Origin of the sequence: Spirosoma montaniterrae, assembly GCF_001988955.1 — a bacterium.
Lineage (GTDB): Bacteria > Bacteroidota > Bacteroidia > Cytophagales > Spirosomataceae > Spirosoma > Spirosoma montaniterrae.
Map to the genome: position 1 here is coordinate 5,073,323 of NZ_CP014263.1, position 21,462 is coordinate 5,094,784.

Below are 21,462 nucleotides of genomic sequence, written 5' to 3' on the forward strand. Positions count from 1 at the left end.
TTTCAATATCACTTTACACCCAAAGAACGCAACTCAGCATCTATTTTCTGATTCCAGCGTTCCTGCGCGGCCTGATTCAGGCTGTGATTGGTTTCGGCATCGTACTGTTCCTGCATTTTGTTCATCTCGCGGTACGACTCAATGAACTGGTATTGAATGATGCTGTTATAATCATCCAGCGTCAGGTTATCGGGCTGAATTTTACGCTTAAACCGCTCAACGATAATCTTCGTAATATCGAAGTGCCGCTGTTCGTGGTTGAGTGCGTAGGGTGTTTTTGCATCGGCCCGGCCCCACGACGAATTTTTGAGCATATAGGCTTTTGCCTTGAGATTCAGCGTAATAACACCATTCTGCACGGTACTCCTGCCTTCGTAAGCGAAGCTGGTAAATACTTCAGCCGCGTAGTGGCTGCCCCGGCGCGGTTCGGCCCGGAAGTCCGACCAGGTCAGTGGGCGTTTTGGGTTATACTGCACTGTATCGTCAGTTGTTATTCGGTCGTCGTCAGTAAAAACTACCCGGATGCCCTTTGCCAGTTTTTCGTTCTGGTTGGCTTCCCGATTCATATAATTGTTCAGGTTTTTGAGCGACGCCACTACTGCCTGTCGAATAGTTGACTCAATCACGTCCTGATTATTGACCGGACGCACGTAATTAGCTCCACCCCGGTACTCGGTCAGGCGGGTATTGTTTTCTGAGCCGTCTTCGTTCTTGCCCAGCAAATCAAACCCAACGGCATACGTAAACGTACCCGACACGCGACTGCCTACCGCACTCTCCGACAGGCGCAGTTGCAGAATCCGCAGGGCAATAGGCCGCAGCGATTTATTCTGTCGCATGTTCTGGTTAATGAACTGCCGTAGGCTGGTGGCTGCTCCACCTTCGAGGTCAACGGGTTGGGCAGGCTGATTTGCCGCCAGCACTAACCGGGCCACAGCCCCGCGTTCGGGCCGTTGGTCGGTTACGGCGGCAATGTAATACTCTTTCGGGTCGAATGGCAGCGACTGTAATCGCAACCGGATGGGGGCAGGTGGGAGTGATAAGAACCCTAACAGGTAGAAAATAAGGCCAATAGAACGAATAACAACAAACATACAGATCAGCGACCCGACTATCAGGGCCTGCCAATTTGGTAACGAAATTGGCAGGCGATTCGTCGTTTATAAGTGAACAAAACGGCGGGATACAAGAAAATTTTATGTAGATGCGTTTCCCTGCAACAGGTGCCTTTAATGCATCGCTTAGGTTTGCTGTCTTGGCTTGTTGCGTATCACCAGCAGCACCGTCGAATGCATCTGTTGTATGATCAAACCAATCGATAGCTTTTGCGGCCCGGTCAAGAATGTGCATATCCTCCATACCATTTCGGGCGGGACGCTCCGCTTGCCGTTGATGATGGCTGAAGCGTCTTTCGACCACCTCCTGCACGGTCAATTTCTGGCCAGTAACTGTCAATGGTTTCGCGGATCAATTCGCCGGGGTGGGCGGGGTCAAAGAGTGCCATAGCGATATTTTCTAAGCGGTTTGCAAGCCAGCATTTGGAGATGGCCAAAAATGCCGTACTGTGTAAGTCTTTTCTTTTTTCTCTGCCTGGCGCAAATCGTAATTCTGTTGCATGTTCAGCCATAGTTGCGGGGTCGTGTTGAAGGCTTCCGCTAATCGCAACGCCATATTGGGCGTGATGCCGTAGTGACCATTTATCAACTGTGATAGCGTTTTTCGGGTAACGCCTAAGCCTTCGGCGGCATCCGTAATCGAAAGCTCCAATGGCTCCAAATACAAGCCTTTCAACACCTGGCCGGGGTGGGGCGGGTTCTTCATGGGCCCTTTCACGCCGTTATTTTCCATCGCTGTTTCTCGTCTAGTGATAATCCAAATAATCAACGTCGGTAACGCCTTCGTCCTCGAATTTGAAGATAATCCGATAATTTCCGGAAACCTTCACGGCCCAATACTCTTTCAAGTCCCCGGACAGTTTATGGAGTCCTGAGCCGGGAAAATCCATATCCGAAGGTGTCACTGCGGCATCGAGCAAACCCAAAATTAAACGGATCTTCCCTAACTGAGACGCGGGTAATTTGGCTGCGTCGTCCTTTTCATGAAAGAGACGTAATGGTTTGCTGCAAATGCTTTTAATCATGGTAGCAAATGTAACACGTTCCGTAACGGGTATCAAGCCGAGTAATAAAAAAGGGAGAATTTTTTACGCTCTCCCCTGCTGCAAGTGGCGGTTAGGCCATCTGTCGTTGCTCCTCCTCCATCCGGAGGGATGCTGTTTGTACAAACGTGCATCCCGCACGTTCGTACAAATAATTTACTCAATTAGCGTCGCTTTGCCGCTCATGAGGTCGTTTTCAACAGTTTTAAACTTCACGTCGCGCTTTACCGAACCATCGGCGTATTGCACACTCACGCGGGCGTTGCGGTCAACTTTGGCGACACGAACGGGTGCCTGCCGGGGCATCGGTGGCGCACCAGCCCCCAAAGCGTTGTTTTCAGCCATGCGCCGGGCATATTCTTCGGGGCCGGTGGCGAGGTGTTCGTCGTCGAAATCTTCCATGTTGGTGTGCAACTGAGGTTGCGGCTGCGGGCGTTGCCGCGTCGGAGCCTGCCGAATCTCCTGTTGCACCTCCTGTGCATCCTGCGCCGGAATGTCGGCTTTAGCCAGGAAGCTGATGGTGTCGAAGTTCACTTTGTTCAGGAACCGCTTGAAGAGTTCGACCGACTCGAACTTGTAGACCAGCAAGGGGTCTTTCTGCTCAAATACGGCGTTCTGCACCGATTGCTTCAGGTCGTCCATTTCGCGCAGGTGCTCTTTCCATTCCTGGTCAATCACCGATAGCGTCACGGCTTTTTCCATTTCCGTTACCAACGCCCGGCCTCTGCTCTCAACGGCCTCCTGCAAATCGACTACAACCGTCAATTCGTGCAGCCCGTCGGTAAACGGCACCACAATGTTCTTGATCTGATGCCCCTGTTCGTTCATAACCTGCGTCAGCACGGGCAGGGCTTTCTCGGCAATTGCTTGGTTTTTAGCCTGATAGTGAGCTTCGGTTTCTTCGTACAACCGTCGTACCTGATCGGGTTTCTTGAGTCGGCCAAATTCGTCGGCAGTCAGTGTAGGCGATACACCCAGCGCGGTCAGCAACTGGAGTCGTACCTCCTCGTAATTGCCTTCGGCGTTATTCACCGTTTCCTCCACCACGTCATACATGGTGTTGGCAATGTCGAGCGGCAGGCGGTCGCCGAAGAGCGCGTTCCGACGGCGTTTGTAAATGGCCTCACGCTGGTAGTTCATCACGTCGTCGTATTCGAGCAGGCGTTTACGAATGCCGAAGTTGTTTTCTTCGACTTTCTTCTGCGCCCGTTCAATCGACTTCGTAATCATCGAGTGCTGAATAACTTCGCCCTCTTCCAGGCCCATGCGGTCCATTACCTTCGCGATGCGCTCCGAACCAAATAACCGCATCAGGCTATCTTCGAGCGAAACGAAAAACTGCGACGTGCCGGGGTCGCCCTGACGGCCCGCCCGCCCGCGCAACTGCCGGTCGACCCGGCGCGATTCGTGGCGTTCTGTGCCAATGATGGCTAACCCGCCCGCCGATTTCGATTCGGGTGTCAGCTTAATATCCGTACCCCGCCCGGCCATGTTTGTGGCGATGGTCACGGTGCCGGTTTGCCCCGCCGACGCTACAATTTCGGCTTCGCGCTGGTGATATTTGGCGTTCAGTACCTGATGCTGAATTTTCCGCAACGTCAGCAGGCGACTTAGCAGCTCTGAGTTCTCGACCGAGGTCGTACCTACCAGCACCGGGCGTCCTTTCTCAACTAATGCCGTTATCTCATCGACAACCGCGTTGTATTTTTCGCGTACCGACCGATAGACTTTATCTTCTTCATCTTTCCGGCTAATGGCCCGGTTGGTCGGAATCACCACCACGTCCATCTTGTAGATCTGCCAGAACTCCGACGCTTCGGTTTCTGCCGTACCCGTCATACCGGCCCGCTTGTGGTACATGCGGAAGTAGTTCTGGAGCGTAACGGTAGCGTAGGTCTGCGTAGCATCCTCAACTTTCACGTTCTCTTTCGCTTCTACCGCCTGGTGCAGTCCGTCAGACCACCGCCGACCTTCCATAATCCGGCCTGTCTGCTCGTCTACAATCTTCACCTTGCCGTCCATAATCACGTACTCGGTGTCGCGTTCAAACAGCGTGTAGGCTTTCAGCAACTGGTTAACGGTATTAATGCGCTGCGTTTTAACCGCATAATCGCGGATAACGGCTTCTTTGCCCAGTAGCTTTTCCTGCTCCGATAATTCCGGGCTTTTTTCGATAGCGTTGAGGTCAATCGATAGGTCGGGCAGAATAAAAAAGTTGGGGTCTTCGCCCGAACCCGTAATATAGTCGATGCCTTTCTCGGTCAGGTCGATGCTGTTATGCCGTTCGTCGATAGTGAAATACAGCGGCTTATCGGCTTCTGGCATCAATTTCTGGTTCTCTGCCAGATAGATGGACTCGGTTTTTTGCAGCAAAGCTTTGTTACCCGTTTCGCTCAGGAATTTGATGAGCGGCTTATGCTTGGGTAAGCCCCGGTACGCCCGGAACAGCGACAGTCCGCCTTCCTTCTCGTCGCCAGCGGCAATTTTTTTCTTGGCATCGTTCAGATAATCGTACACCAATTTGCGCTGCGCTTCTACCACGCGGGCCACGCGCGGCTTCAGTTCGATGTAGTCCTGTTCGTCGCCACGCGGTATGGGGCCGCTGATAATCAGGGGAGTACGGGCATCATCAATCAAAACGGAGTCTACCTCATCGACCATTGCATAATGGTGCTTTCGCTGCACGAGTTCACCCGTTTCGCGGGCCATATTGTCGCGCAGGTAGTCGAAGCCAAATTCGTTGTTGGTGCCGTAGGTGATGTCGGCAAGGTAAGCTTGCTTACGCTGAAGCGTATTCGGCTGATGCTTATCGATACAGTCGACGCGGAGGCCATGAAACTCGAAAAGCGGCCCCATCCATTCGGAGTCACGTTTGGCGAGATAATCGTTTACTGTCACGATATGCACCCCGCGCCCGGCCAGACCGTTCAGGAAAGCCGGAAACGTAGCTACCAGCGTTTTTCCTTCACCAGTTGCCATTTCTGCAATTTTGCCCTGATGCAGTACCACCCCGCCAATAATCTGCACGTCGTAATGCACCATATCCCACGTGACGGGTGTACCGGCGGCATCCCAGCGATTTGCCCAATGGGCCTGATCACCGTCGATCACTACGCTTTTCTTACGCTGCGCCAGTTCTCGGTCAAAATCGGTGGCCGTAACCGTCAGTTGGTCGTTTTCAGTGAACCGACGGGCGGTTTCTTTCACCACGGCGAATGCCTGGGGCAGAATGTCGATCAGTACGCGTTCCAGTTCGGTATTGCGGTCGGCTTCGAGTTTGTCGATGCGGTTAAAGAGCCGCTCTTTCTCGTTCACGTCCACGTCGGCATGGCTGGCGGCTTCGGTAAGTTCGGCCAGTTGGCTGTCGATGTCGGCCAGCTCAGCAGCGATCTGCGCTTTCAGGTCAGCCGAAATCTGCCGTAACTGGTCGTTCGAGAGGTCTTTGAGCTGGGCAAACTCGGCGTTTACCTTCTCAACGTAGGGCAGCAGTTCTTTAACGTCCCGCTGCGATTTGGTGCCAAACAGCTTGGCTATGAGATTTATCATTGTATAGAATCGTAGGTCGTCTCAGTCGTGAATTACCCTGATCGGGTCTCGACTAATTTTCTACAAATTTAGTGTATTGGGCGTCGGACTGCAAGGAAGGTGGCAATCAGCTATCTTACCTTACTATATGGGAACGGGATTTTGCGGCTTACCTATTACTTTTGCGAATCAAATATTGGCCCAATAGCCATTGTTCATGCGTATCAACGACAAATTGTCACATTGCGTCCGCCGTAATCGTTCGTTTTGCTTTTTTTTCGCACTTGTTTTACTGACAAGTTCTTACGTAGTGTCGGCCCAGTCAACGCCTTCCCGCGTTGATCAGCTCAGTGATGAGCAGGTGCAGGAGTTTTATCGCCGGGCGCAGGCCAGTGGTCTGAGTGAGTCGCAGATTGAGCAGGCGGCTATGTCGCAGGGCTATACGCTCACCGATATTGCCAAAATGCGCAAGCGCATGACCGACTTACGCATGTCGTCGCAAAATGGGCGTGGTCAATCCGTTACGGATACCAGCCGGGGGCGGGTGCTGCCAACGGGCCTATCACGTCGGCTGGTTGATTCGCTGCCGTATACAACCCGGCGTGATTCTACCAAACTGCGCGTTTTTGGGGCATCGCTATTTGAAAATGCCAATCTGTCGTTTGAACCCAACATGCGAATTGCTACGCCCCGCAACTACATTGTTGGCCCCGACGATGAAATAACTATTGATATTGCGGGAGCCGCGTCTGATAACTTCAAGCTGAAAGTATCGCCGGAGGGTACCGTAAAAGTGCCTAATCTGGCTGCTATTTTCGTGAGTGGGCTAACCATCGAGCAGGCCGAACAGCGCATCATCAGCCGGCTGCGGCAGGGTGGTTATCAGGGATTGGGTGTGCCGGGTAGCGGTATTACGGCCAATGTGGCACTGACCAATATCCGTAGCATTCGGGTTACGCTCGTAGGCGAGGTAGTTCGGCCCGGCACGTACACGATTTCATCGCTTGGCTCGGCCTTCAACGCGCTTTACCTGGCTGGCGGTCCTAATCCGGAAACCGGCTCGTTCCGCAAAATCAGTATCATTCGGGGCAACCGTGTGGTTCGTACCATTGATTTGTATGATTTTATTCTTCGGGCCGACCAACGCGATAATATCCGGCTACAGGATCAGGACGTTATTCGCGTAGCTGACTATGGCACCCGTGTTGACTTGACGGGGCAAGTACGCCGACCGGCCATTTTTGAGGTACTGCCCGGCGAAACGTTCCGCACACTGCTGGGATTTGCCGGTGGTTTTGCCGACGATGCCTATCGGGCCAGTATCACTATCCGGCGCAACACCGATCGCGAACGTAAAATTCTGACGGTCACTGAAGCGGAGATGGCAACTACGGCACCGCAGCCTGGCGACAAAATTTTTGTCGGTAAGATTCTCGAACGCTACGAAAACCGCGTACAGGTAGCTGGTGCCGTGATGCGCCCCGGCGATTATGCGCTGGAACCGGGCCTGGAAACCGTTCGGCAGTTGGTAACACGGGCAGAAGGGTTACGAAAAGACGCATTTGTGAACCGGGCCAACATTGTGCGCGAACGCCCCGACATGGACCGCGAAAACCTCTCCTTTGATCTGGGCAAACTGATGCGCGGTGAAATTGCCGATATTCCGCTCATGCGGCAGGATAGCCTGACGGTGTTGTCGATTCGCGACCTGCGCGAACAATATTACGTTGTTATTGGCGGAGCCGTCAACAAGCCCGATACCATCGAGTACGTCAACAATATGAGTGTGGCCGACCTGATTGCGCTGGCTGGCGGTTTTCAGGAAGGAGCTAAACCAAATTTAGTTGAAGTGGCCCGGCGCATTCGTCAGGATTCGGCGGGTATCCGCGCTACAACGCTCGAAACATTCCGGTTTGCGGTTGATCGAAATCTGCAGCTTGGTTCTGTTGAGACGAATGCGGCTCACGATAGTGCGGCTGCGTTTCGCCTTCAGCCGTTCGATATTGTGTACGTGCGCACGTCGATAAATTACGAAGCGCAACGACAGGCATTTATTTTCGGCGAGGTAATGTATCCGGGCAACTATGCCATTGCTAACCGGCAGGAGCGCATCAGCGACCTGATTGCGCGGGCAGGTGGTTTGCGCCCTACAGCGTATATGCCCGGTGCCCAGTATCGACGGAATGGTCGGATTGTGGGCAGCGATCTTCGCCATATTATGGATGATCCTGGCGTAGAAGAGAATATGATGATTACAGACCAGGATACCATCTTCATTCCGCGTCGGTCTGAGACGGTGGGTATCGAAGGAGCCGTGCTGAACCCTTCGTCGGTGAGCTACAAAGTCAATTACAATTTTGACGATTACATTAGTGAAACGGGCGGATTTACCGATAACGCCCGGCAGCGGAAAGCATATATTATCTATCCGAATGGCCGGAAAGACCGCTCGCGCCAATTCCTGTTTTTCAAAGGACGACCACGGGTTGAACCCGGTTCAACTATTGTTGTGCCATTTAAGCCGATGGAAAATACAAAGATGTCGCCAATTGAGCGGGTGGGTATTCTTTCGCTGATTGGTACTTTAGCGGCCACCGCTGCCAGTATTATTGTTAATCTTAGCAGACAGCCGTAATCAGGCAAATAGATGTCAACTACTACCCTCTCACAGCCGACTATTCAACCCGACCGCGACCCGGATGAAATTGAAATTCGGGTGAGCGACATTATTCAGTTCGTAAAAGACAGTCGTCGGGCGATGTTCCTTTGGGGAGCGGCTTTAGCCATTGTTGGGGCAATCTATGCCTTTACGCAGCCGAACGAGTACACATCAACCGTGCGGGTTATGCCTGAGCTGAAGTCAGGATCAGGCGGAGGAGGTTTAGGCGACCTGAAATCGCTGGCGGGTCTGGCCGGTGTCAGTCTCGACGGGCTGGGTGGCTCATCAGAAGCTATTCGACCTGATTTATATCCCGACATTATGCAGAGTACATCGTTTATGCTGCATTTACTGGCGCAACCCGTTACTACTGCAGAAAATAAAAAGCCGCAAACGCTGCAACAGTATCTGCTTTCTCAGGGCGCGAATACAGTGATGGGGCGGTTGGGTAGCCTGCTTGGTTCGGACGATGAGCCGCAACCCGTGCCAGACGATGCTGCGGTTCGGCTCACGAAAAAGCAGGAAGAGCTAACAAAAAAAGTGGCACAGCGGGTTGGGGCGGTTATGGATAAAAAGTCGGGTATTGTGACGATTACGGCCCAAATGACCGACCCCGTCGTAGCCGCCACTATGGCGAAACAATCGCTCGATTACCTCACTAACTACGTAACGAACTACCGCACTGGCAAAGCGCGTAAACAAGCTAACTTCCTAAGTCAGCAGGTCAGTAATGCCCGTCGGCGTTACGAATCGGCAGAACTTGCCCTGTCGGCTTATCGCGACCGCAATCGGGCGTTGTTTCTGAACACGGCTAAGATAGAAGAACAGCGTTTGCAGGCCGATTACATGCTGGCGCAAACGGTTTACAACGATTTGTCGAAGCAGTTAGAGCAGGCCCGCATCAAAGTGCAGGAAGAATCGCCCGTTTTTCAGGTTCTCGAACCGGCCCGTGTGCCACTGCGTAAAAGCGGTCCCAAGCGAACAATGATTGTGCTGGGTTTTGGTATATTGGGGGCTATACTTGGCATGGCTATCTTCGGCTTTAAACGATTTTTTTCCTCTGCGAAGTAGTATATAAAGCTGGCTGTCATGAATTTAGCTCCGTCTGCTATTCGCGCTGAGTTGCAAAGGCTTCGGCAACATAGCTGGCAGAGCTTTTCGGGGCGAACCCGAACGACCTGGCTAAATAGCCTGCTGGGCGTAGTGGCCCGACTCGGCGGCATTGTCAGCACACTGTATGCAGTTCCCTTAACGATAGACTACCTGACGCCAGCCGTTTACGGGCTTTGGTTAACCATTGGCTCGATAACGGCTCTCCAGTTAATCACTGATTTAGGCATTGCCAATGGGTTGCGCAACCGGCTGGCCGAAGCCTGGGCCGCCAACAACTGGCCCGAAGCGCGGGCGTACTTAAGCACGGCCTACGTTTATTACGGTCTGGTACAATTTGCCCTGATTATAGTTTTTCTGGTGGTATACCGGTACATACCCTGGCAGCATTTGTTAACGGCCCAATACGATAACGCGACGCTGCAACGCGTTTTATTAGTGGTGGTTGTGACTACCAGCGTGCGGTCTGTCGCCGATTTGCTGAGTTGTTCCTTACTGGCCGTACAAAAGTCTGGGTTGGCGGCTTTGCTGCAACTGCTCATCAGCATAAGTACGCTGACAGGTATTTGGCTGGTGGCGAAGTTCGTGCAACAGGATCGCTTGTGGGCCGTGGCTTTAGTATCTGGCCTTTTGCCGGTATTGTTGCTGAGCATCGCCAGTCTTATTCTATACCGCACAACCCTGCGCAAACTTCGCCCAACGTGGCGGCTGATCGATTCTCGTCAGGCCCGTAGTCTGCTGCCGTTGAGTTCGTCGTTTTTAGTTATTCAACTTACTGTACTCGTTATTTATCATACCGATAATCTGTTAATCGCCTACTTATATGGTCCCGCAGCCGTAACGCCTTATGCTATTGCACTTCGTTGTTTCGGTGCATTGATTTTGTTGTTTTCGGTGGTGCTAACGCCCTACTGGTCAGCTTTTACGGAAGCATACGTAAAAAAAGATACCGTCTGGATGCAGTCGGCCTACAGGCATATGCAACGACTCTGGCTCGTTTACGCATTCGGTGTGTTGCTGGTGTTCGGTTTATCGGATCAACTTTATGCCTACTGGATCAACGACCGGGTGCATGTCCCGTGGCAGCTTAGTGCTTGTATGGCTTTATTTGCCGCTATCAACGGCTGGAACACCATTACCGCGTCTATCTCAAACGGCTTGAGCAAAGTACGACTACAAGTATATTACTCGGTCATCGCTGCGGCTATTAATATACCACTCAGTTTATTTCTGGCACGTAACTTGTCGCTTGGTAGTACGGGTATTATTTTAGCAACGGTAGGTTCACTATTTATCTGCACAGTATGTAGTACAAAGCAGGTCTACAAACTGTTGAGTGGCACCGCCACCGGTATCTGGAATCGCTGAAAACAAACACTCAACGGTTTGTCGGCACCTGAATTGGGCTGATAAATAGTGCACCATATGATATGTCCCATCTGCCAATCGGTCAGCCGCCCCCATTGCACGGCCACTGTTCTCCGGCAATACCACGTGCAGTATTATCAATGCAGCCGGTGCGATTTTATTTATACCGAAACACCGTACTGGCTGGCCGAAGCGTATGACTCAGTTATTACTCGCTTAGACGTGGGCCTTGTTTATCGCAACGAACAAATGGCGGGTCTTACGCAGGCAGTTATTACTACCTGGTTCGATAAATACGCTCAATTTATTGATTACGGGGGCGGATATGGCTTGCTGGTGCGGATGATGCGCGACCGGGGGTATGATTTCTACCGACAGGATGCGTTCTGCGCAAACCTGTTCGCTGAATCGTTCGATATAACGGAGGTGGCCCCTTTTCGGGCTGAGCTTCTGACGGCTTTTGAAGTGCTCGAACACCTGCCCGATCCGGTGGCCGAAATAGAAAAGATGCTGGCACTCAGTGACACTATTCTACTATCAACCATTGTGCAGCCTGCTCCGACAGTTACGCCCAACTCGTGGTGGTATTTTATTCCCGACACAGGGCAACACGTGTCTATCTACTCGAAACGTTCGCTGCAACTCCTGGCCGAACGCTTTAACCTACGCTATTACGGCGGTATGCAGGATGTACATCTGTTGAGCCGTAAACCAATAACACACTCATTGTTTCGATTCATCACCCGCCCGCGCATCACCCGGCTCGTCAATCAGTTTATTCCTCAACCTTCTTCAAGGCTATTGGCTGATTTCAATCAAATTGCCCGGCAGCTACCGAATCAGCAACCTCAATGACCGTTTTCTTCGACAATCAGGCGTTTTATATTCAGGAATACGGCGGTTTATCCCGGTATTTTGCCGAACTAATTGCTGGTTTGCACGACGAAACGGATATTCAGCCACTACTTTCCAATGGCTGGACAAACAATCAGCATTTACGCAATGCCAACCTAACTGACCGATCATTTTTCGCAGGTCGGTCGTTTCGGGGAAAAATACGGTTGATGCACCGGATGAATCGCTGGCACGATGCATGGCAACTACGTCAGCAGTCTTACGATTTATTTCATGCTACGTATTACGACACCTATTTTCTGGCTCATCTGCCGAAGCAAACGCCGTTGGTGGTCACGTTCCTCGACATGATTCATGAGAAGTTTAGCAGTCGATTTCCTGAACTGGCTCAGGATAAGATGGTTATCGAAGGAAAACGCCTGCTTGCCCGCCGTGCCAACCGGCTTATCGCCATCTCTGAAAGTACCAAACGCGACGTGGTAGAACTGCTCGATGTTGACCCTGCCAAAATTGATGTTGTTCACCTCGGCAGTTCCTTTTCCAGGCCAATTAACTGTTTGCCGACAAATTCGCCCGTATCGAAGGTCCGACCTTATCTGCTTTACGTTGGGATGCGGGCGGGGTATAAAAATTGGGCCGGGTTGGTAGAAGCAATTCACCCACTATTGAAGCAGGAGCAAATTCAACTGGTATGCGTGGGCAGTGGGCCTTTCAACTACGAAGAACAAACGCTGCTACGTGCGCTGGATGCAGAAAAGTGGGTAGTGCAGCAGGAGGCCACCGACCAGAAACTGGGCCAGCTTTATCAACATGCCGTGGCATTCTTTTTCCCGTCGTTATATGAAGGCTTTGGAATTCCTGTTCTCGAAGCGTTTGCCTGTGGATGTCCGTGCTTACTGAGCAACAGTAGCTCATTGCCCGAAGTGGCTGGCGATGCAGCCCTGTATTTCGACCCAGATGACGCCGATAGTATACGAACCGCTTTGCAAACGGTAATCAGCGACCAAGCCCTGCGCGCACGCCTGATTCAACAGGGTCAACAAAGAGCAACGCTGTTTACATGGTCGGCTATGCAGCGGAAAACGGCAGATATATATCGAAAATGCGTTTCTTAACGTGCAACGTATAATACAAAAAGCCCCGACGTATCAGGGCTTTAGTATAGGGTGGGAGACGGGGCTCGAACCCGCGACCTTCGGAACCACAATCCGACGCTCTAACCTGCTGAGCTACAACCACCATAGTTTGGGACTGCAAAATTAATGAAAAATGAAAAGTGAACAATGAAAAATGACGAAATATATTTCAATTTGCTGTTTGTATCTCAGCAGGCCGTTTTTCATTGTTCATTTTTCACTTTTTAGGCAGCTTTGCCCTGTTGATACCGCTTCTCGGCAGCATTCCAGTCAACAACGTTGAAATAAGCCGCGATGTAGTCGGGTCGGCGGTTCTGGTATTTCAGATAATACGCATGTTCCCATACGTCGAGACCAATGATGGGGAAGCCTTTGGTTTCGGCTACGTCCATCAGCGGGTTATCCTGATTTGGCGTTGAGGTAACGGCCAGTTCGCCCGACGAGTTCACGATCAGCCAGGCCCAGCCAGAACCGAAACGGGTTGTAGCCGCTTTGGTAAACTCCTCTTTAAACGTATCGAACGAACCAAATTTCTGATTGATAGCCTCGGCCAGTTCGCCCGTAGGCTGACCACCGCCATTACCCGAAATGGTATTCCAGAACAGCGTGTGGTTATAGTGTCCACCACCATTATTACGTACTGCCACCGGCGACTGACTCACGTTGGTGAGCAGGTCTTCGATAGTTTTATTGTCGAGGTCTGTACCGGCAATCGCGTTATTGAGGTTCGTCACGTAGGCGTTGTGGTGCTTGCCGTGGTGAATCTCCATCGTTTGTTTGTCAATATTAGGTTCCAGCGAGTCGCTTGGATAGGGCAATGGGTCTAATACGAAAGCCATTGGGGAATGAGTTTGAATGGAAGATGATTCGGTTGGGTTAACAAGCTGCCGGGAAATTATGTTCTTAACCGCTGGAAAAAACTTGCCAGCAAAGCCTGACTTTCATCGGCCAGTACACCAGTCTCGATTCGGGTTTTCGGGTGAAGTATCGACGGTTCTACGCGCCGATAACCCCGTTTTGCATCGTCGGCTCCGATAACTAACCGGCTAAGCTGCGCCCAGAAAATAGCTCCCGCGCACATCACGCAGGGTTCGAGCGTGACATACAATGTGCAGTCGGTCAGGTATTTACCACCGAGGTATTGCGTAGCTGCTGTAATCGCCAGCATTTCGGCATGGGCCGTTACGTCATTGAGATGTTCGGTCTGATTTCGCCCTTTGCCAATGATGCGATTGCGACAAACCACAACGGCTCCCACCGGTATCTCTCCGTCGTCGGCGGCTTCGGTTGCCAGTTCCAGCGCAATGCCCATGAAATAGTCGTCCGACATGATTCTGGATTACAGCTTTACGACTTTTCTTACCGTTTGGCTATTACCGATCTGAATACGAAGCAGATAGAGACCATTGGGCTGACTGCTCAGGTCGATGTCGTTTCGGCGGTTACGAGTGGTTCGCTCCAGCATAAGCCGCCCGCTCATATCGGTCAGCAGCAGTATAGCGGGGTCGCGTGTCAGAGCCATATCGATGTCGACGGTTAGTATAGTGGTTGTTGGCACCGGATACGCGTTGACAAGCGGACCAAGCGGATCGTCTTCTACGCTCAGGAGCGGCAAAATTGTAATGGTTGCACTGCCCGATAATGGGCCGGAACCGCAGAAGTTCGTGACACTTGTTAGCTGATAGGTCGTGTTTCTGGCGGGCCGTGCCTCAATAATGAGTGGGCTGGTGGCCGACGTGGCCGAGTAACTACGCAGGCTGTCGGCGTAAACCACCGTCCAGGGGCCATCGCCCCCAAACGCGAACGTCAGGTTGGCGGGCGTACCTTCGTAAATACGCTGCGTACCCGTTAATGTGGCCGAAGGTTTCGAGCGAACCGTCAGAATCGACGGGCTGTTCGTGCCGGGTACGGCTACGCCGGGATTGGTGGCTATGGCGCGAACGTAATACTGACCACTGGGCAGGCTCACGGGCAGGTCGACCAGCACGGGCGATGCGACCGACGAAGCACTGATGGCAAACTTCTTCGACGTATCGGCCACACTGATTAATTCGGCCTGAAAGGCGTTACGCGATGTAAATGAACCCGTTGTTGTGAAAGGAACAGCAAGGGGCGTCCCGGCGCACAGTGTCGACGCCGTTAACGAACTGGTTGTTACGGTCGGCACCCGTACATTGACCGTAGCCGTAGCCGGGTTGCCGGGCAATCCCTTCCCGCACCCGTTCGTGACCGAAACAATCTGGTAAACCGTGTTGCCGCGCGGTGTCACCGAAATTGTGGTATCAGCCGAGCGGGTTGTGCCGCTATAGCCGCCGGTGAGGGTGTAACTATATGGCCCAACACTGGTGAACTTCAACTGGAGCGGTGTTGCCAAACCGAGGTTGACCTGCGGCACAAGAGCTTGCAGCGACAGCGTAGGCGTGGCATTGACAATAACACGAATCGATGCCCGCGCACTATGACAACCGTTGGCACCAATCTGGAAAACCTCGAACTTATCGCCCAGTGGATCAACGTTTACGTTCAGCGTGGGCGGAGTCCACTCATCACGAATAGTACCGTAAGGATCGATCCACTGTAGCCGCCCACCCGGTGCAATCGACGCCGTTAAGGGTACTGTTACGTCGCCGATGCAATACGTCAGTACTGGTTTACCAATGGCGGGTACTGGCGACGTATTTACCGTTACTGACAGCCGCGCCTTAGGCCCTTCACAATCCCGAACGGTTTGGGTCACTTCGTATGTAATAACACGAGCCTGATCCAGAGATGGGGTCGGTGCGTCTTTCCCAAACCGATTTCCATCGGTGTTGTACCAGGTCAGATTTTCGCCCGTTGCTTCTACTGGTGTCACGTTCTGTTTCGGCTGGTCGGGCGTTTGCTGGCAATAAGCAACGTTTTTCACACTGGGCTGGCCCGGCAGCGGTTTAATCTCCACTTTTAGTTCAGCCTTTTCGCGGCTTTCGCAGCCTTCGCCGTTCGTTTGGGTTGCTTTGTACGTCTGGAAACCAACGCGGTCGGTGGCTGGTGTGGGTATGCCATTGATCGGTCTGTCGAAATCATCGTACCACTTCACAGAACTGCCATTGGCCGACAGTGGCCGCGACGGTCCGTTGTTACAGAACTCAATGTTCGACACGCCGGGTTGGCCGGGCGTTGCTTTCACCCGAACCGTGTACGCTCGGGTTGGGCTGGGACATCCTTCCAGTGTCTGACCTACCCGGTACGTATACGTCTGAACGTTTTCGCGCGGAGCTACCGGTGCCGACAGCGAAGGCGTACCATCGGCATTGAACCAATTGATCGACGCGTTGAGTACGGGCGTGGCCGTAGCTACAATTGGATCATAATATTGACAAAACTCAACATTTTGCACACTTGGCGCGTCGGGAGTATCTTTTACCCGAACCGGAATGGCCGCCCGGTCGCTCTCACAGCCTTCGGTATTCGTTTGCGAGACGTAATAGTTGGTTGTTCGCACGAATGGGGCCGATGTATTTACCACACTGGCATTCACTGAGCCTGTGCCGCCCGTTTCGCTGGTGCCGTACCAGAGCAGGTTAACACCCGTAGCCGAAAGCGGTCTGCCGGCTGTGCCTTCGCAAACGTCTGCCGGGGGCGTAAACGTTGGCTTGCCCGGCACGGCATTAACCGTAATGGTGGTCGTACTCCGCGAAACGCTTTCGCAATTGCTCAATGTCTGGCTAACCGAGAACGATTGCGGCCCTGTCCGGTCTGTCGACGGCGTTGGCGCATCGGCGAGTTGACCCGACGAACCGAACCAGGTTACGATTGCGCCTGGTGCCTGATTCGTGATCTCTAATTTACGGGAAGCGCGACCCTGACAAAAAACACCAGGGGGGGCAATCGTTGGCGTTGCGGGCCGGGGTTTAATTTCGGCGCGGATTGGTGCCCGCGAACTTTCGCAAGTAGAGTTGTCGATCTGACTTACGTAATACGTAGCCGTGGCCGTGTTGTCTACTACCGAGACTGTTTGCCCGGTGTTGGTGCCGCCGGTGCTGTTTTTTCCCCACCAGAGCAATTTGTTGCCCTCCGAGGCCACCGCACTCAGCGAATTGGGCGTGGCACCAACACAGGTTGGCTCGTAGGCAGAAACGCGGGGCGGTGCAGGCAGCGGAACAATAGTTACCGTAATGGTAGCCCGGCTGGCATCGGGTGTGCGACAACCATTCACAAGCTGACCAACATAGTAGGTAGTGGTTTGCTGATTGTTAACGGCAGGCGGCTGATTTGAGGGCGAATTGATGGTAGTAGCATTGGCCCACCAGACCAAACTCCCTCCGCTGCCGGGGGTAGCCTGTAAAGCTGGGATGGTTGCCCCCTGACAGTAGGTTAGCGAAGACATCGAAACGCTTGGCGGGCCGGGTAAGCTGTTGACTTTAAATTCAATGGACGCACGAGCAGCACTTTCGCAGCCGCTGGCATTTACCTGACTCACGTAGTAAAACGTGGTGCCTGTAGTGCTGGTCGGCGGCTGGGGAGCTATTTCGGAGAATGTACCACCTGTTGAAACGGTATACCAGCGTAAACGGGTGCTTCCGCCCGTAAGCATAGCCGACAATTGCCTCACCGGGTCGTTCAGGCAGGCGTTTTGGGGTGATTGAACCGAAGGGGGCGATGCAGGCCGTGGAATGACATCGACGGAGATGGCCGCCCGGCTACTTTCACACGTACCCACGGTCTGACTCACATAATAAACCCCATCGGCTGTATTACTTACGGCACCGGGATTGTCTGTTCGGGTGCCGCCGGTTGCATCTGTACCATACCAGTTGAGTTTGCCACCCGCCGAAGCCGTCGCCGACAACGTTGGTGCGGTTGTGCCTGCGCAAAAAGGGCTGGGGTTGGTAACGCCGGGGCTTGTCGGTCGAACAACGGTCAGGGTAGCTAAACTGATGCCGCTTTCTCTGATGGGTGCGCTCGACCGAACCCGGAACCGATAACCTGCTCCAGCGATTGTGCTGGCCGGAATGGTGGCATTAACTGTATACGTACCTGCTGTGCCTGACCGGGTGGCGGTCACGGTTGGAAACGAGGTGCCCGAACCATCTGATAAAAGAATGGTAAATTGATTCGTGGCACTAAAACTGCCTGTAGCCGTAAACGTAACGGCCACAACACCGGGGCAGGCCGACACCGAGTTAGGGCTAAATGTAGGTGCGCCAACGTTCTGTGCAAACGTTGCAGATAGTAGACCTACAAGACTAAAGCAGACAGTAAAAATGAGGTAAAAAATCCGTCCCTTCATACCAGAAAAATGAAATCCAATCACTTATTACCGACAAAATTAATTGTTTACTGATGATAGTTGGTCACTATCTGTTTGCTCAGTAGAGAAGTCGTTGCGGTGGGAATACACTGGTTGTTCGTAAGCTACTGAATAGGCGTATTTCTGCTTTTTTTAAGCCCGACTATTTTACTACTACGACGAGGTCGTAAAAAACATGAGCAAGAAAAATGCCACTCTTCAAAAAGTGGCACCTCGCTAATAAAAGAAAATGTTGTTTTGTTCATTGGATCGCGCTGTACACCAGTTCGTGGATTCGTCGGCGCAACTTTGTCGTATTGATAGACGTATTGCCCGCCGTGGGGTATATACGGTTCGAGAGAAATACAAAAATCAGTTCCTCATCGGGGTCAACCCAAACCACGTTGCCCGTGAAGCCCGTATGCCCGAACGACCGGGCCGACGCCTGCGAAGCCAGATAAACGCTGCTTTGGCTTTCTGCGTTGGGTTTGTCCCAGCCTAATGCACGATGGCTGCGGTTGCTGAGCGTTTGGCTGAAGTAGGGAACTGTCAGCGGATTAAAAATGCGCTGGTCGCCATACGTGCCTTTTTGCAGATTCATTTGCAGTAGCGTGGCAATCTCGCGGGCATTACCAAACAAACCCGCATGGCCCGATATGCCCCCCTGAACAGCCGCCATCTGATCGTGAACCGTACCTGTCAATAACTGATTCCGATAGTACGTGTCCTGCTCCGTTGGCGCACAAACCGGATTCAGCAACCGCTGCAAAGGCGTGAAACCAAGCTGATGCAGTCCCAGCGGTTTATACACGTTGTCGGTTACAAACCTGTCCAGCGGTTGCTTGCTAACCCGCTCCACAATTTTTTGCAGGAACAAAAAATTCAGGTCGCTGTAGACGAAAGCGGGCTGACCGCTCGTATCGGTCTTGCGCGACATAGGCGACTGAATGACCCATTTCCAGACTGAGTCGCGCAGGGCCGGAACGCCCCAGAGCGTAGGCGCAATCTGAAGCGTATGCAGGCTGTCGCGGGTTGCGCTGTAGTATTCGGTTTTCAGCCCTCCGCCCGCCGTGCGCGTGCGGTCCCAGGTAGTCGGATAAAACGACACCATACCCGACTGATGCCAGAGCAAATCCTGGAGCGTAATGTTTTGTTTGTTGGTGCCGCGCAGTTCGGTCAGATAGGCCGAAGCTTTTTGCGTCAGGTCGATCTGTTTGCGGTCGTGCAAAACCATTACCGCCTGCAAGGTTGCCAGCACCTTCGTCAATGAAGCCAGATCATAGAGCGTTTCATCGGTTACTTTGGGCGCACCGGGCGCGTAAGTCAGTGCCCCGAAGTTTTTGCTATAGACAATTTTGCCTTTGCGGGCCACCAGAATCTCGCAACCGGGCACCACCCGGTCGCGCACGGCAGCCTGTGCCATCGCGTCAATTTTGCTCAGCACCGCCGTTCGCATCCCCACGCTCTCTGCCGAGCCTGCCGACAGCCGACCTTCAGGGTTAAGCAGCTCGCCCAGACCCACTTTCAGCGTACCGATCGAAATGGGTAACATGCCGCGCGCGCCCAGGCCGCCAAACAGCACCTGTGGCACCACGCGTTGCATCTCGTCAAATTCCTGATAAGCGCACACGAGCGCGTCGGCACCGGCAAATTGCGGCAGGCTATAAGGCGACCCAAAGGCTGTGACAATCACTTTTGTGCCGCGCTGTTTCAGCCGCGTAATCAGATCGAGCGACACTTTCGTGATGCCGTACTTGCGGGTTGCCGATTCGCTCATGCGGTGATAACTGACTACCACCGTATTGGCATCGCCTACGCGCAGCATAATATTTTGCAGATCAACGTCCGACAGCGGTTTGTCGGGGATGGCGACGGTGGTGAAAGGCGCGTATTGATTCAACGTTTTCTGGAACACATTGCCCGGATCGGCACCAATTGCCACCGACGCCAGCCGCAGCGTGTCGAGCTGGCGCAGGGGAAGCAGGCTAACAGGATTGCTTACCACCGTAACCGCCTGTTCGCAAAGTTCCTGTTTCAGCAGTTGTGCCTCGGGCGAGTTTAAATCTGCCGACAGTCCGGCAAGATCGATAGGTTTATATTGATGCAGCCCCGCCCAGTATTTGGCCCGCAAAATTTTCTTCACTTTTTCATCGACAAACTCCTGCGAAATCACGCCCTGCTGAATAGCACTCAGAATGGTCAGTGTGGCCTCACGTACATTTTCGGGATACAGCAGAATGTCGTTGCCTGCAATTAGTGCCCGCAGGTTCACGTCCATCGCCTTCGACGACCGGCTGATGCCGCCCATATTCAGCGCGTCGGTGAAGACTAACCCTCTGAAACCCAACTCTTTCTTTAGTAACTCGGTTACTATTTTTTCCGACAGCGTGGCCGCCATTGCTGGTGTATTGTCGATGACTGGCACGTGCAGATGCCCCGTTACGACTCCCATCAGGCTGTCGGCAATGAGTTTGCGGAACGGATACAGATCAATGTCGCGCATCTCCTCCGGCGACCGGCTCACGGTGGGCAAGGTATGGTGAGAATCGACGTTGGTATCGCCATGACCAGGAAAATGCTTGGCGGTGGCAATCACCCGCGTTTGCTGGAGCCCGCGCATGTAAGCCGAGGCTTTCAGGGCTACGTTTTCTTTCGATTCGCCGAACGAGCGAACACCAATGACCGGGTTGGCCGGGTTGCTGTTGATGTCGGAAACGGGCGCGAAGTTGATATGGATACCGAGCCGCTGACATTGCCGACCAATTTCGGCTCCCATGCGGTAGATTACGTCGTTGTCACGAATGGCTCCCAACGCCATTTGCTTCGGGAAATCCATCGCGCTGTCCAAGCGCATACCCAAGCCCCATTCGCCATCGATGCCGATGAGTAAGGGTACTTTCGAAGCCGCCTGATAACGATTGGTCAGCACGGCCTGCCGATAAGGACCGCCCTGGAAGAAAATTAGTCCGCCAATATGCTGATTATGAATGAGATGCTCGATGTACTGATAATGATTTTCATGGCGGTTGGAGAACGTTGCTACCATGAAAAATTGCCCCACTTTCTGTTCGGGGGTCAGGGTTTTAAAGACGCTATCGACCCACTGACGACCGCTATCAGACATCGTAAAAACCTCTACAGGCCGGGCTGGAAGGCCAGGTTTGTAGAGGTTGGGCGCAGCTATCGCAGCCCGCCGAACGGGCGCGACCTTTGCCGGTTTATATACAATCCGATGCCAGGCCCGACGGCCCGGCTTGGTTAAGCCAAATGCAGTCAATAAACTGACGGACAGCAGACCGATCAGCACTATTGGTCGGATAACGTTGTTCCGCATGGATACTCAACTCAGTAGGTAAAAAAATAAGTACAATCAACTCACGGC

At 52.8% G+C, this 21,462-nt stretch carries 13 protein-coding genes and 1 tRNA gene; 5 read left to right on the forward strand and 9 right to left on the reverse strand.

Features of this window, described 5'->3' with window-relative positions:
- Positions 1-8 precede the first annotated feature (8 nt).
- The 4 genes from AWR27_RS21865 to secA form a co-directional block, all read right to left on the reverse strand.
- A complete protein-coding gene (locus AWR27_RS21865) occupies positions 9-1,094 on the reverse strand; it encodes a hypothetical protein (protein WP_077133146.1) in 1,086 nt (361 codons plus the stop codon).
- Between the two features lie 421 nt (positions 1,095-1,515).
- Positions 1,516-1,821, reverse strand: coding sequence for a HigA family addiction module antitoxin (locus AWR27_RS21870; protein WP_232325899.1), 306 nt, complete (start codon positions 1,819-1,821; stop codon positions 1,516-1,518).
- A gap of 40 nt (positions 1,822-1,861) precedes the next feature.
- The gene (locus AWR27_RS21875) at positions 1,862-2,140 is read right to left on the reverse strand and encodes a type II toxin-antitoxin system RelE/ParE family toxin (protein WP_077133148.1); all 279 of its coding nucleotides are present in this window, start codon (positions 2,138-2,140) and stop codon (positions 1,862-1,864) included.
- Between the two features lie 174 nt (positions 2,141-2,314).
- Positions 2,315-5,704: a preprotein translocase subunit SecA gene (gene secA / locus AWR27_RS21880; protein ID WP_077133149.1), complete on the reverse strand. Its 3,390-nt coding sequence runs from the start codon at positions 5,702-5,704 to the stop codon at positions 2,315-2,317.
- Between the two features lie 196 nt (positions 5,705-5,900).
- Here secA and AWR27_RS21885 point away from each other — a divergent pair, with 196 nt between their 5' ends.
- Genes AWR27_RS21885 through AWR27_RS21905 form a run of 5 tightly spaced genes read left to right on the forward strand, consistent with a single transcriptional unit; the run spans position 5,901 to position 12,790 of the window.
- Positions 5,901-8,318: an SLBB domain-containing protein gene (locus tag AWR27_RS21885; protein WP_077133150.1), complete on the forward strand. Its 2,418-nt coding sequence runs from the start codon at positions 5,901-5,903 to the stop codon at positions 8,316-8,318.
- A 12-nt stretch (positions 8,319-8,330) separates the two neighbouring features.
- Entirely contained in the window at positions 8,331-9,413 is a 1,083-nt protein-coding gene (locus tag AWR27_RS21890) for a GNVR domain-containing protein (protein ID WP_077133151.1), read from the forward strand.
- Positions 9,414-9,431: 18 nt separating this feature from the next.
- On the forward strand, positions 9,432-10,820 hold the full coding sequence (locus AWR27_RS21895) for a lipopolysaccharide biosynthesis protein (RefSeq protein ID WP_077133152.1): 1,389 nt from the start codon (positions 9,432-9,434) through the stop codon (positions 10,818-10,820).
- A 57-nt stretch (positions 10,821-10,877) separates the two neighbouring features.
- Complete coding sequence (locus tag AWR27_RS21900) at positions 10,878-11,675, forward strand: class I SAM-dependent methyltransferase (RefSeq protein ID WP_077133153.1); 798 nt, start codon at positions 10,878-10,880, stop codon at positions 11,673-11,675.
- Complete coding sequence (locus tag AWR27_RS21905) at positions 11,672-12,790, forward strand: glycosyltransferase family 4 protein (RefSeq protein ID WP_077133154.1); 1,119 nt, start codon at positions 11,672-11,674, stop codon at positions 12,788-12,790. Before AWR27_RS21900 ends, AWR27_RS21905 begins: the two co-directional genes overlap by 4 nt.
- A 49-nt stretch (positions 12,791-12,839) precedes the next feature.
- Here AWR27_RS21905 and AWR27_RS21910 read toward each other — a convergent pair.
- The 5 genes from AWR27_RS21910 to AWR27_RS21930 form a co-directional block, all read right to left on the reverse strand.
- A tRNA-His gene (locus AWR27_RS21910) sits at positions 12,840-12,915 on the reverse strand.
- A 120-nt stretch (positions 12,916-13,035) separates the two neighbouring features.
- Positions 13,036-13,650 carry a superoxide dismutase gene (locus AWR27_RS21915; RefSeq protein WP_077133155.1) on the reverse strand — a complete coding sequence of 205 codons (615 nt, stop codon included), beginning with the start codon at positions 13,648-13,650 and terminating at the stop codon, positions 13,036-13,038.
- 56 nt (positions 13,651-13,706) lie between these two features.
- Positions 13,707-14,141 carry a nucleoside deaminase gene (locus AWR27_RS21920; protein ID WP_077133156.1) on the reverse strand — a complete coding sequence of 145 codons (435 nt, stop codon included), beginning with the start codon at positions 14,139-14,141 and terminating at the stop codon, positions 13,707-13,709.
- A gap of 9 nt (positions 14,142-14,150) precedes the next feature.
- Positions 14,151-18,080 (reverse strand): Ig-like domain-containing protein, encoded by a 3,930-nt coding sequence (locus tag AWR27_RS21925; RefSeq protein ID WP_077134141.1) that lies wholly within the window; start codon positions 18,078-18,080, stop codon positions 14,151-14,153.
- A 262-nt stretch (positions 18,081-18,342) separates the two neighbouring features.
- Positions 18,343-21,414 carry a glycoside hydrolase family 3 N-terminal domain-containing protein gene (locus AWR27_RS21930; protein WP_077133157.1) on the reverse strand — a complete coding sequence of 1,024 codons (3,072 nt, stop codon included), beginning with the start codon at positions 21,412-21,414 and terminating at the stop codon, positions 18,343-18,345.
- Between the last annotated feature and the right edge of the window lie 48 nt (positions 21,415-21,462).